This window comes from Algoriphagus hitonicola (assembly GCF_900113375.1).
GTDB lineage: Bacteria > Bacteroidota > Bacteroidia > Cytophagales > Cyclobacteriaceae > Algoriphagus > Algoriphagus hitonicola.
In genome coordinates this window covers 196,980-208,916 of record NZ_FOPC01000002.1, presented here as the reverse complement: position 1 = coordinate 208,916, position 11,937 = coordinate 196,980, and the positions used below count along the sequence as shown (strand labels likewise).

General features: G+C 44.0%; 11 protein-coding genes. 8 read left to right on the top strand and 3 right to left on the bottom strand.

What is annotated here, in order from left to right; translation table 11 throughout:
- The first annotated feature begins 104 nt into the window (after positions 1-104).
- From BM043_RS03655 to BM043_RS03630, 6 genes are all read left to right on the top strand, one after another.
- Positions 105-1,181, top strand: coding sequence for an amidohydrolase family protein (locus BM043_RS03655; protein ID WP_245752942.1), 1,077 nt, complete (start codon positions 105-107; stop codon positions 1,179-1,181).
- Positions 1,182-1,297: 116 nt separating this feature from the next.
- Positions 1,298-3,454, top strand: coding sequence for a TonB-dependent receptor (locus tag BM043_RS03650; RefSeq protein WP_092788932.1), 2,157 nt, complete (start codon positions 1,298-1,300; stop codon positions 3,452-3,454).
- 11 nt (positions 3,455-3,465) lie between these two features.
- On the top strand, positions 3,466-4,107 hold the full coding sequence (locus BM043_RS03645; RefSeq protein WP_092788930.1) for a tetratricopeptide repeat protein: 642 nt from the start codon (positions 3,466-3,468) through the stop codon (positions 4,105-4,107).
- Positions 4,108-4,214: 107 nt separating this feature from the next.
- Entirely contained in the window at positions 4,215-5,285 is a 1,071-nt protein-coding gene (locus tag BM043_RS03640) for a sensor histidine kinase (protein ID WP_143189468.1), read from the top strand.
- Positions 5,282-6,043, top strand: coding sequence for a LytR/AlgR family response regulator transcription factor (locus BM043_RS03635; RefSeq protein ID WP_092788926.1), 762 nt, complete (start codon positions 5,282-5,284; stop codon positions 6,041-6,043). The genes BM043_RS03640 and BM043_RS03635 overlap by 4 nt, the downstream gene beginning before the upstream one ends.
- A 112-nt stretch (positions 6,044-6,155) precedes the next feature.
- Positions 6,156-7,265 (top strand): DUF4221 family protein, encoded by a 1,110-nt coding sequence (locus BM043_RS03630; RefSeq protein WP_092788924.1) that lies wholly within the window; start codon positions 6,156-6,158, stop codon positions 7,263-7,265.
- A 13-nt stretch (positions 7,266-7,278) separates the two neighbouring features.
- Here BM043_RS03630 and BM043_RS03625 read toward each other — a convergent pair whose 3' ends face one another.
- The 3 genes from BM043_RS03625 to BM043_RS03615 all read right to left on the bottom strand — a co-directional run bounded on the left by BM043_RS03625 (position 7,279) and on the right by BM043_RS03615 (position 10,176).
- A complete protein-coding gene (locus BM043_RS03625; protein ID WP_092788922.1) occupies positions 7,279-8,850 on the bottom strand; it encodes an Rne/Rng family ribonuclease in 1,572 nt (523 codons plus the stop codon).
- 183 nt (positions 8,851-9,033) lie between these two features.
- A complete protein-coding gene (locus BM043_RS03620) occupies positions 9,034-9,849 on the bottom strand; it encodes a tetratricopeptide repeat protein (RefSeq protein ID WP_092788920.1) in 816 nt (271 codons plus the stop codon).
- Between the two features lie 18 nt (positions 9,850-9,867).
- Positions 9,868-10,176, bottom strand: coding sequence for an HU family DNA-binding protein (locus BM043_RS03615; RefSeq protein WP_092788917.1), 309 nt, complete (start codon positions 10,174-10,176; stop codon positions 9,868-9,870).
- A 145-nt stretch (positions 10,177-10,321) separates the two neighbouring features.
- On the opposite strand from BM043_RS03615, the gene mutY reads away from it, so the two are divergent.
- Positions 10,322-11,392, top strand: coding sequence for an A/G-specific adenine glycosylase (gene mutY, locus BM043_RS03610; RefSeq protein WP_092788915.1), 1,071 nt, complete (start codon positions 10,322-10,324; stop codon positions 11,390-11,392).
- A 44-nt stretch (positions 11,393-11,436) separates the two neighbouring features.
- Complete coding sequence (locus BM043_RS03605) at positions 11,437-11,907, top strand: single-stranded DNA-binding protein (RefSeq protein WP_092788913.1); 471 nt, start codon at positions 11,437-11,439, stop codon at positions 11,905-11,907.
- Positions 11,908-11,937 lie beyond the last annotated feature (30 nt).

The window sequence follows — 11,937 nt, the reverse complement described above, 5'->3', positions numbered from 1 at the left end:
TTTCATACTGAGGTCGGGATTTTTTTAACCCTTTGATCCAAAATCCTGTTTAACACCTCATGAATAACTTATCACGTCTTCTATTTGCCGCCGTACTGGGAGGAATGCTCCAGTCCATTGGATTCTCTCAGGAAATGAGTTTTGAGGAATACAATCCACCTTCCTCGCTCAGAGTCCCCGAATCTACGGTCACCCGATCTAAATTTCCCTTTGTGGATATCCACAGTCATCAGGGGGGAATCAATCAGGAAAAGATAGGCAAATTGGTTTCTGAGATGGATGAATTGAATATGGGAGTACTGGTCAATCTCAGCGGGAGAGGCTTTGGGCGAGGGGATAGCAATTCCCAGCAAGAATACATTAAATCCATGATGAAAGAATTTGAAACCCATGCGCCGGGACGATTTTTAGTATTTACCAATTTGAACTTTGCGGGATTTGGAGATGAAAACTGGAGTCGAATAGCTGTTCAAGAATTAGAAGAGGACGTGCAGGCTGGTGCTGTGGGATTGAAGATTTACAAAAGCTTAGGTCTGAATGTAAAAGATATCAATGGAAACCGCGTGCCCGTGGATCATCCTGATTTGGATCCTGTCTGGGCAAAAGCCGGGGAATTGGGGATTCCGGTCATCATTCATTCAGCCGATCCCGCCCAATTTTGGCAACCGATGGACGCCAATAATGAACGCTGGCTGGAATTGAAAACCCACCCTGGCAGACAGCGATCGGCTACCAACCCTGCTCCCTTTGAGCAGATTATTGCTGAGCAGCACCATGTTTTCGAAAAACATCCCAACACGACCTTTATCAATGCCCACATGGGTTGGATGGCAAATGACTTGGACAAAGCAGGGGAGCATCTAGATCGTTATCCCAATGTGAATTTTGGGATTGGAGCGGTGATAGCTGAATTTGGAAGGCAGCCAAGACGCGCCAAGGAGTTTTTTATGAAATATCAGGATAGGCTTCTTTTTGGAAAAGATGCCTACAATCCTGAGGAGTTTCATACTTATTTTCGGGTTTTGGAGACCGAGGATGAATACTTCCCCTATTACAAAAAATACCATGCCTTTTGGCGAATGTATGGCTTAGGCTTGCCGGATGAAGTGCTGAAAAAGGTCTATTATAAAAATGCCCTTAGGATCGTGCCCAAAATGGATGCTTCGGTTTTTCCGGAATAAGGAATTTTGATTCTGTCGCGATTATTGACGCTTCGGTCTTGATTTTCGACAGTTCAGGCAACTTGGTTTTTTTGGAAGCCTAAATCAAGCCTATTTCGGTTCAAATACGAATCGAAATGGACAGACGAATTATTCTTTATCTCTTCTTTTTTCTTAGCCCATTCCTGGCTTTTGGCCAGACCCAAATCAGTGGTCGGGTTTTTGATGAGCAGGGAGAGCCGCTTCCCGGCGTCAATGTTTTTATCAAAAACAGTTACGATGGAGCCACTTCTTTAGGGGATGGGAGTTTTGAATTTTTGACTTCTTTGGCGGGAGAGCAATCGCTGGTTCTTCGGCTTTTGGGATTTCATGAAGTTGAATTGACCGTCCAGGTATTGGGGGATAGTCTGAACGTTCCCGATCAGTTTCTTCGAGAAGCAATCACCGAAATGAATGCGGTGACAATTTCGGCTGGAGCCATGGAAGCTTCGGATGAAAAAAAATCGGTCATTCTTCGGCCTTTGGATATTGTGACCACACCCAGTGCGATGGGGGATATTGTGGGGGCTTTTCAAACTTTACCCGGAACGAGTACCGTTGGAAATGACGGTCGGCTTTTTGTCCGCGGAGGGGATGCAAGCGAGGTTGGGATTTACATTGATGGGCTTCGGGTAGGCAATGCGTATGGAACCACAGCCGGGAATGTACCCACCCGGACGCGTTTCAATCCCAATTTGTTTAAGGGGACGTTCTTTTCAACCGGAGGCTATTCGGCGGAATACGGACAGGCACTTTCCTCTACCCTAGCTTTAAACACCAAAGACCTCTCCCTGCGCAGTCAGGGGGATGTGAGCCTCATGTCTGTAGGAGGTGGATACTCGCATACTTGGGCCAATGAAAAACAAAGCTTGACCGCGTCGGTAAACTATTTTGATCTAAAGCCCTATCAAGGATTGATCAAGCAGGATTTTGATTTTAAGCGGGCTCCATGGGGTAGAGATGCGGAACTTGCTTTACAAAAGAAATTTTCCAAAGGCGGGATTTGGAAAGTGCTGGCAAGAACTGAAGCCGGGGGTATGAAACTGGGTGAGCAGAGTCCGGGGGAAACTTTGGTCCAAAGCATTGACTTAAGAAATCGGTACAGTTTTATCCAGAGCAACTGGCGGAAAAGCTTCGAAAGTGGCTGGACGATATTTGGAGGTGCGGCACTGTCAGATAATTCAGATCAGTTGAACTTGGATTCGCTGAATTTGAATCGAGAGAATTTCCTTTTTCACTCCAAATTTTCAGCCATCCATGATTTTTCGGATCGCCTTTCGGTCAATTCAGGATTGGAATATTTTGTCCATCGCTATGGGGAAAGCCGCTCACAGCATAATCAATTGCGGAACTTTGACGATGGGCAGCTTTTCGCCTTCACAGAGTGGGATTATTACCTCAGCAAAAATTGGGTCCTTCGCTCCGGTATTCGCTGGGGAAATAGCAGCTTAAATCAGGAAACTTGGCTTGATCCTCGAGTATCCCTTGCCTTCCGTCTTTCGGAGCAGTCGCAGGTCTCGCTTGCCGGGGGAAGCTTTTCCCAATTGCCTGTGGATAACTTGCGGGTTTTGAATCCCCAACTCAAGAATTTGGAGTCCAATCATTTGATTTTAAATTATTTACTCCAAACCAAAGGATTAACTTTTCGGGCGGAGACTTTTTACAAAAGCTATGAAGAGTTGATTCTTTTTGAAGGTTATCCACAGTTTCCCATGAATCCAAGAAATGGAGGGAAAGGTTTTGCCCGGGGTGTGGATATCTTTTTAAGGGATCGCAAGAGTTTGAAAAACACCGACTATTGGATTACATACAGCTTTGTGGACAGCAAGCGTCAGTTTGACCAGTTTCAGACGCAGGTTCAGCCGGGTTTTGCTCCGAAACATAATTTTTCGGTTGTGGTCAAGCATTTCGTGACTGATATAAAATCGCAAATGGGCATGAGCTTTTCCTGGAATGATGGCTTTCCCTATACCGATCCAAATTTTCACGGAGAGATGAACCGGAAAACCAAGTCCTTTCAGAATCTGAGTTTGAGCTGGAGTTATTTGCCCCGCCAAAATCTGATTATTCACGGGGCCGTTTCCAATGCCCTGGGTGCAGAGAATGTTTTCGGGTATCAATTTTCACCCAATGCAGACGAATCGGGAAATTTTGACTCCAAAGCCATCGGCCAACCTGCCCCACGTTTCTTTTTCCTTGGCGTATTCCTGACCCTTTCAAAAGATAAAACAGCAAATCAATTAAACAATCTCTAAATTAATTTATCATGAAAAATCTACTTACCAGTTTAGCCCTTTATGTCTTGGTAGTTTCACTGGCTTTCGGGCAGAATGCCTTTGATGAAGCGATGAAAAGTCAGTTGTCTGCCATGAAGGAAGTGGACGGTCCGGAAAAAGGAATCGCCGTCAAAAATGCTTTTTTGCGAATAGCCGAAGCCAACGATTCAGAGTGGTTGCCCCTGTATTATGCCGCTTTGGTGGATATCGAAACGGCCTTTCGATTCGATGTGGATAAGGATGCTACATTGGATCAGGCGATAGAGACCATTCAGCAGGCATCCCAGCTTTCACCCGACAATTCCGAACTCACCGCCCTGCATGGCTATGCCTTGATGGGAAAATTGAGTATTGATCCGGCCAGTCGGGGCCAAAACCTGAGTCCTCAAGTCATGCAGCTATTCAATCAAGCCATCAGTCAAAATCGGGAAAATCCCCGTGCAGTTCTGCTGATGGCCCAAATGGAGCAAGGCGTGGCGCAGTTTTTTGGAAGTGGACCGGAAAAAGCCTGTGGAATGGCCCGATTGTCCTTGGAGCTTTTTGAAAAGGAAAAGGAAATTGTGAATAAGGATTTTATTTTTCCCACTTGGGGAGAGGACTCTGCCCATGCGTTGATTTCTGCTTGTCAGTAATTTAATTGGGTACAATTAAAAAAGGAGCTTAACAAATTTTTGAAGCTCCTTTTCATTTCTTTTGCTAATATGTAATTGCATTGAGAGTTCTAACCTAGCCATCATTCGTGGATCAAATCATTAAACCCAGCTCAACACGTTTTAAAGCCATGCACCGGGGTGCGCTATCCTTTGCTTTGGTCAATTTGGGTATCGCTACCTTACTCATGCTGATTTTCTGTCCGAGCTGTTTTCTTTCTCTTGAGGGACTTAAAAGCTTGATTCCTGATTTTATTTACTCCTTCCTCATTTCGATGATATTGAGTTTTGGAGGGGGGAAAGTGGAGGAACTTTATGAGAAACGGGTCAGCTGGATCTATGAGCCCGTCAAGCGACTTATCCTCACGGTGGCTACTTACATGGCTTATTCCTTTGTGGCCTCTTTTATTTTTGTGTTTGCTTTTACTTATTTGGATGGGCAGTTTGAACTTTCTGATATCCCCTGGAGAAGTATTTCGAGTTTTACAACTACGCCGATGACGGTTGCTTTGGTGTTTATGGCTATTTTCACCACGGCATCTTGGCTGGGAGAATGGCGAAAATCAGCCATCGAAGCAGAGCAACTCAAGTCCGAGCGTCTGGCTTTTCAGTACCAAAGTCTCAAGGATCAATTAAACCCCCATTTTTTGTTTAATTCCCTCAATGTGCTTTCCAATCTTGTTTATGAGGATGCGGATCGGTCGGCGGCATTTATTCAGAAACTTTCGCGGATTTATCGGTATGTTCTCGATGTGCAGCAGGAGGATTTGGTTGCCTTGGACCGGGAGCTGGAATTTGCCCGTGATTACATGGCCCTGCAGCAGATACGTTTTGATCAATCACTGCAGTTTCAATTGGAAATCCAGGAAGCGGACAGATACTTTATCCCCCCGCTTTCCCTGCAGCTTTTGCTCGAAAATGCAATCAAACACAATGTGGCAAGTGGGGCCAAACCCCTACTTATCCACATCAGCCAGGAGGGAAATGAACTGTGGATAAGCAATACTTTCCAGCCAAAATCTTCGCTACCGCCAAGCTCAAATAGGCTGGGTTTGTCCAATATCCAAAAGCGATATGGGCTGCTTGGTGAGCGCGAACCGACTATCCAAAAACTTGATGATCGTTTTATTGTCCAACTTCCCTTACTTAGACTTTCATGACTTCGATCCTGATCATAGAAGATGAGAAACCTGCAGCAGATCGGCTCTTACAGTTGATTAAGCCTCATTTTGATGATGTAAATTTCATTAAGCCTATCGATAGCATTGTGGCTGCAGTAGATTATTTTATGACTTATCCACATCCGGATTTGATCTTTTGTGACATTCAGCTGGCGGACGGGTTGAGTTTTGAAATCTTTCGAAAAGTAAAGTTATCCACACCCATTATTTTCACCACCGCTTTTGACCAATATGCGATAGAAGCCTTCCGGGTGAATGCGGTGGATTATCTCTTGAAGCCGATTGATCCGGTGGATTTAAAGCGGGCTGTGGATAAGTATAAAAGTCAGCAAATGCCGCCTAGCCTTTCTCCGGTGCTGATCGAAAAACTACTTCGAATTGCTCCCTCCGGGAATGAATTCAAGAAACGTTTTTTGGTCAGGTTTGGGGAAAAGATCCAAAGCATTTCAAGCGATGACATCTACTTTTTTTATTCGGAGGAGCGGGTGACGTTTTTGGTCACTACGAAAGGGAAGAAATACGTGCTAGATCAGACCTTGGAAAAGACGGAATATCAGTTGGACCCCCATGTTTTTTTTCGGCTCAACCGGAAATATATCGCAAGTTTTCATTCCATCGAGGAGGTGATTACCTATTCCAACAGCAGACTTAAAGTCAAACTGAAATCCTGTGAGGATTCTGAAATTTTGGTGAGTAGGGAAAAAGTCTCCGATCTTAAAGCCTGGTTTGACCAGTAGGTTGATTCCCTTCAGATTGGTAATCCGTGAAAGGAGCAAGTAGATTCATTGTGTTTTTAAGTGGATAACTTCTATCTTAGAAATCGTTTATTTCAGACTTAACGCTACAAAAATGAAACAATTGATATTCCTTGCCCCGATAGTTTCTTTTTTCTTTTTTTCCTGTGATAGCAAGGAGGAAAAATCACTATCGAAAATCACCTTTGATGATTTGATCGTGGATACACTTGTTTTGGAAAAAGACGAGAACATTGCGCAAATTTCCCAGTCCCTGACTTATATGGAAACAGATACCGGCACTTTGCTCCTGGACTTTCAAAAGTTTCAATTAGTCGGATTTAGCTATCCGGAGGGAAAGAAAGTCCTTGAACAATTCTATATGAGAGAAGGCTCCGACGGGGTGGGTGACAGTCCTTTTAAGCATGCGATCACCGAGGAAGGGATTTTCGTTATTTCAGCTGACACCAAATTGATTCAGGCGGATTTCAAAGGGAATGTTTTAGCCAGATGGGAATTGCCTGGAGTTCCAGCGGAGCGGCTTTATGTTAATTACAGTGTAGTGCCGAGTAATCCCATCTCGAAAACCGGAAATGAATTGATTATCGCTGATGTCCCTCATATTCTGAAAGAAGGAATGATGGATTATCAAAACTGGATACTTCGATATGACTTGGAGGATCAAACGAGCTCACATATTCAATTTTCCTTTCCTGAGAGGTCAAAGGAACATTATGATGATCCTAATTTGGGCCCTTACAGTCATTATTTTAATTCTGCTACAGAGGAGACTTTGGTATCCTTTCCCATATCAGATAGTTTGCTTTTGATTTCGGATAAAGAAAAAAAGTGGATAGCTGCCTCTACGGATGAGAAGCTTGAATTTCTGAAAGGGCGAACTGATCAACAGGGAGAGTACACGGTTTTTTTACCCGACAATAATTCACCGAGATACACCTGGATAAAGTACGATCCGGTAAATAAGGTGTATCTCCGACAGGTGATTACCGGGACTAGGCCTGAGGCAGAACGAGAAGAAAAGGGGGCTTATAAGGTGAAGTTGATCGTACTTGACGAGAATTTTGAAAAATTAGGAGAGCTTGAGATGCCTGGAAACGGGAATGGCTTTTCTACTCCCGAGGGGTTTTATTATGCCATTGGTTTTTTGGGAGGGGAAGAGGAAGTGGGGTTTGTAAGGCTGGACTTTTCTAAAATGAAGCCATAAAAAAAAGCGAGACTTACTCAGTCTCGCTTTTTACTTTAAGTTCTATTTCCTCTCCAGATTCGTCTAGGAATCTGTATTCCGTCACCGGTAGGGAAGAATCTTTGATCAGTTTAATCCATTTGTAATACTTGAAAAACCACTTCACCCGTCGGCTAATCACGCCGGTGGTAAAGTATGCGTGCAGGTAGGGATGCAGCCCGATCTGTATTTTGTCCACGTTTTGGATGGTGGCCATGTGATCCAGATCTTTTTCTAATTTGTCGGCTATCAGGATCGAAGCCTGAATTTTGCCTGTGCCATTGCATGCCGGGCAGGTTTCCTTCGTCACGATATTGACCTCCGGTCGGACGCGCTGTCTGGTGATCTGCATGAGTCCAAATTTACTCAATGGCAAAACGGTATGCTTCGAGCGGTCCTGCTTCAGCTCATCTTTCATCGCTTCATAGATGACTTTTTTGTTTTCGGCACGTTTCATGTCGATAAAGTCCACCACGATGATGCCTCCCATATCCCGGAGGCGGAGCTGTCTGGCGATTTCTTTTGCAGCGACCAAGTTGGTTTTGAGTGCTGTGGATTCTTGGTCACTTTCCTGATTGGATTTATTTCCGCTGTTCACATCGATGACATGAAGGGCCTCGGTATGCTCGATAATCACATACCCTCCCTGCGGCAGACTGACGGTCTGTCCAAACAAGCTTTTGATCTGCTTTTCTATTCCAAAACTTTCAAAGAGCTTTGCTTTACCGTTGTAAAGCTTGACAATTTTTTCTTTTTCAGGGGCTATTGTCCTGATGTAGGATTTGATCTGATCGTAAGTGGATTCTTCTTCTACGGTGATTGCATCGAAGGATTCATTGAGGAGGTCTCTCACAAGTGAGGAAGCCATACTCATCTCTCCTATTACCTTGTCGCGGCTTTTGGCTTTGAGCAACTTGGCCATGCCTTCTTCCCAATTGGTGAGAAGATTTCGGAGATCCTTATCCAAATCGGATACGGATTGTCCTTCAGCTACTGTCCGGATGATTACTCCGAAGTTGGCAGGCTTGATCGAGTTGATCAATCGCAAGAGTCTTTTGCGCTCGTCACTGCTGCGAATTTTTTTGGAGACATTGACTGAATCCGAAAACGGCACCAATACGAGGTAGCGACCAGGAAGAGAGAGCTCACAGGATAGTCGGGGCCCTTTGGTTGATATGGGCTCTTTGACGACCTGAACCAGTATTTGCTGGTTTTTCGACAGGATATTGGAAATTTTCCCAATCTTGTCTATTTCAGGTTCGTTGCTGAAGCCCTTCAAGTTGTAATTAGCGAAGTTGTTGTTGCGCACCATTTTGGTGAACTTAGTCAGGCTGTTGAAATTCGGCCCAAGGTCTTGGTAGTGCAAAAAAGCATCTTTCTCATAGCCCACATCAATAAATGCGGCGTTGAGTCCGTTGACTATTTTGCGAACCGTCCCCAGGTAAATGTCACCCACCTTAAACTGATTGTCCATCCCTTCGGAATGCAGTTCAACTAGGCTTTTGTCTTGAAGTAGGGCTATTCGACTCCCGTTTTGAGCAGAATCAATTAACAATTCCGTACTCAAAATCTCGTCTTATATAATGTAAATGAACGTGTTGTGTCTATAAACAGGAATAAGAAGAAGTGTATTACTTCTTCTTATGTCTGTTTTTTCTAAGTCTTTTCTTACGCTTGTGCGTAGCGATCTTATGTCTTTTTCTTTTTTTACCGCAAGGCATAGTCTTGTTTATTTATAGTGATACAATAATTATAACCGGTCGAGATAGTCCTGAATGGTTTCCAAAATCATCGGATCTTGGGTCATTTCCTGAGTTTTCTCAAACTGGGATTTTGCTTTGTTCGTTTGGTTGGCTTCGAAATAACTTACGCCTAGGTAAAATTGCCCTTGAAGATTCTCGGGATGATACTTGATCAGCTCCTCAAATCGCTCGGTGGCTCTTTTATATTGTCCCGATTGCATAGACAAAATCCCCATGTTAAACAAGGCATCTTCGTTTTGAGGATCCTGCTCGAGGATTTCCCTTAGCATGGTGATCCCTTGCATGGGATTGGAAGATGACACGTAAGTCATGGCGATTTTGGATTTCAAATCCGTCCGGCTTGGATCGTTTTCCAAGACCCGATTTAAATAGTCCCGCGTTTGCTCCGCAAGATAAGCTACTTTTTCCGGATCCAAGGCAAAGGTGAATGCTTCATAGAAAGCATTTCCCGTTTCCTCGATTAGGCTTTGATCTTCAGAAGTAGCGGCCACCTTGTCCAGATAATATGCGGCACTATCGTAAATTGATTTTTCCTGATAAAGGGAAGCTAGCGCTCGTGCATTTTCAGCAGTGGGTTCTGATTCCAAACTGATTTTTAGCGCAGTTAGTTCTGCTTCTTTTTCAGGAGACAACTCAGCCTCATGCATGGCAGCCGGATCGGAAGTATTTTCTGTAGTTTCTGAAATTTGACCTTCAGAAACATTGGCTTGGTCTTCGTTATCTACCACTATTTTGGGTAATGAAGCCAAGGCTACCACGGCCAAGATGCCTATGCCAATGAGAATGAGTTGCTTTTTTTTCATTTCAAATTTGCTCTGGAATTAATCCTGAGGAGCAAGTTCTTTGATTTTTTTGCTGGTTTTGATTTTCTCAATAAACACCTTCGAAGGCTTGAAAGCCGGAATGTAGTGCTCATCGATTACGATCGCCGTATTTTTAGAGATGTTTCGAGCAATCTTTTTTGCTCTTTTCTTGTTGATAAAGCTGCCAAATCCTCTGACATAAATGTTTTCTCCATCAGCCATGGATTCTTTTACTACCTTGAAAAAGGCTTCAACGGTCTGGGTTACATCATCCTTCTGGATTCCGGTCTTCTCCGAAATCTTGGTGATTACTTCTGCTTTTGTCACTGTGATTTTTATTTAGAAATTTTGAAATAAGCTTAACAACCTATTAACCAAGTGTTTTTGGGACTGCAAATGTACAAGAACCAAACCAATTAAAAAACAATTCCATAAAAATTCCCCAGATTTACTGAAAAGTTTTTTCTACCCCATGAATACCAAAAGTATTGATTATCAGTTGTTTTCCCATGAAATTATCCAATGGTATCGGGCTAATCCGCGTGATCTTCCTTGGCGAGGAACGCTGGATCCTTACCAAATTTGGCTTTCAGAAATCATCCTGCAGCAGACCCGTGTTGCCCAAGGATTACCCTATTATTACAAATTTGTAAATGCATTTCCCAGCGTTCGGGATCTTGCCTTGGCTTCTGAGGAAGAGGTCCTGCGGCTTTGGCAGGGCTTGGGTTATTACAGTCGGGCTCGAAACCTCCATGCCTGTGCCCGATTTGTCTGGCATGAATTAGATGGGAAGTTCCCCAATACCTATGAAAAGCTCCTTCTATTAAAAGGTGTGGGTTCCTACACTGCCGCTGCCATCGCTAGTTTTGCTTTCGGTGAAGTAAAGGCGGTAGTGGACGGGAATGTGTTCCGGGTGTTGGCGAGGTATTTTGGTATCGAGACAGATATTGCTACAGGAAAAGCCAAAAAGGAGTTTGAAGCCCTCGCCAATCGATTGATCCCTGTAGACCAACCCGCTGAATTCAATCAGGCCATGATGGATTTTGGTGCCAGGCTTTGTACGCCCAAAAATCCCGACTGCCCCTCCTGCCCCCTTCAGCAGTCTTGTTTTGCCTATCAGCAGGGCATGGTCAAGGATCTTCCGGTCAAGATCAACAAAACCAAAATCCGGGAGCGGCACATTCACTATTACGTCATTCGATGTGGGGATAAATGGGTGTGGAAGCGTCGCGCCAAAGGAGATATTTGGGAAGGGCTCTATGATTTTCCCCAAGTTGAAGGAGATCTAAAATCTGAAAAAATGGAAATTTCATTTCCGGAATCAGAATTTGAGGCTAAGAAAATCCCAAAGAGTTACCGGCACATATTGTCACATCAGCGCTTGAATGCAGTTTTTTCTGAAGTTGAAGTTTCTGAAGAAAACATGCAAAATCTAGAAGATTGGGCTGAAGAGCAAGGGTATCAGCTCGTCGAAGAGCAACGAATAGAGTATCTGGCAAAACCAAAGTTGATTGTTAATTTTTTGAGGGATCAAGGCTTTTGATTAACTTCATCATTCAATCGCTTTTCAAAAAAAAATTAAGATAAATGGCAGGAGTAAATAAGGTAATCTTACTGGGAAATCTCGGGGCAGATCCGGAGGTAAAATACCTCGAAGGGGATAATGTGGTCGCAAATCTGAGACTGGCCACGACCGAATCCTACAAAGATCGAAATGGCAATAAAGTAGAACAAACCGAATGGCATGATCTGGAACTGTGGGGCGGGCAGGCAAAAATAGCCGAGCAGTATCTTAAAAAGGGTTCTCAAATCTATGTAGAAGGTAAAATCAAATCCGATACCTGGCAAGATGACCAGGGCCAAAACCGGAAAAGAATTAAGATCAGGGTGCTGAGCTTTACCATGCTGGGCGGTCGATCAGATTCTATGGGAAATGAAGGAGGCAATCCTACTCAGCAATCCCAACCTACCTCTAAGCCTGCTGCCCAGTCCGCTGCCGCTACTTCATCTGGTCCTGACTTGAGTCCAGCTGGAGATGATGATGATTTGCCATTCTAATCCAATTCCCCTGATTTTGAATTCAGGGGA

What these genes read in the sequence shown, in the direction of transcription:
- BM043_RS03655 (WP_245752942.1), top strand. Translation starts at nt 105, where the DNA reads ATGCTCCAGTCCATTGGATTCTCTCAGGAAATGAGTTTTGAGGAATAC.
- BM043_RS03650 (WP_092788932.1), top strand. Translation starts at nt 1,298, where the DNA reads ATGGACAGACGAATTATTCTTTATCTCTTCTTTTTTCTTAGCCCATTC.
- BM043_RS03645 (WP_092788930.1), top strand. Translation starts at nt 3,466, where the DNA reads ATGAAAAATCTACTTACCAGTTTAGCCCTTTATGTCTTGGTAGTTTCA.
- BM043_RS03635 (WP_092788926.1), top strand. Translation starts at nt 5,282, where the DNA reads ATGACTTCGATCCTGATCATAGAAGATGAGAAACCTGCAGCAGATCGG.
- BM043_RS03630 (WP_092788924.1), top strand. Translation starts at nt 6,156, where the DNA reads ATGAAACAATTGATATTCCTTGCCCCGATAGTTTCTTTTTTCTTTTTT.
- BM043_RS03620 (WP_092788920.1), bottom strand. Translation starts at nt 9,849, where the DNA reads ATGAAAAAAAAGCAACTCATTCTCATTGGCATAGGCATCTTGGCCGTG.
- mutY (WP_092788915.1), top strand. Translation starts at nt 10,322, where the DNA reads ATGAATACCAAAAGTATTGATTATCAGTTGTTTTCCCATGAAATTATC.
- BM043_RS03605 (WP_092788913.1), top strand. Translation starts at nt 11,437, where the DNA reads ATGGCAGGAGTAAATAAGGTAATCTTACTGGGAAATCTCGGGGCAGAT.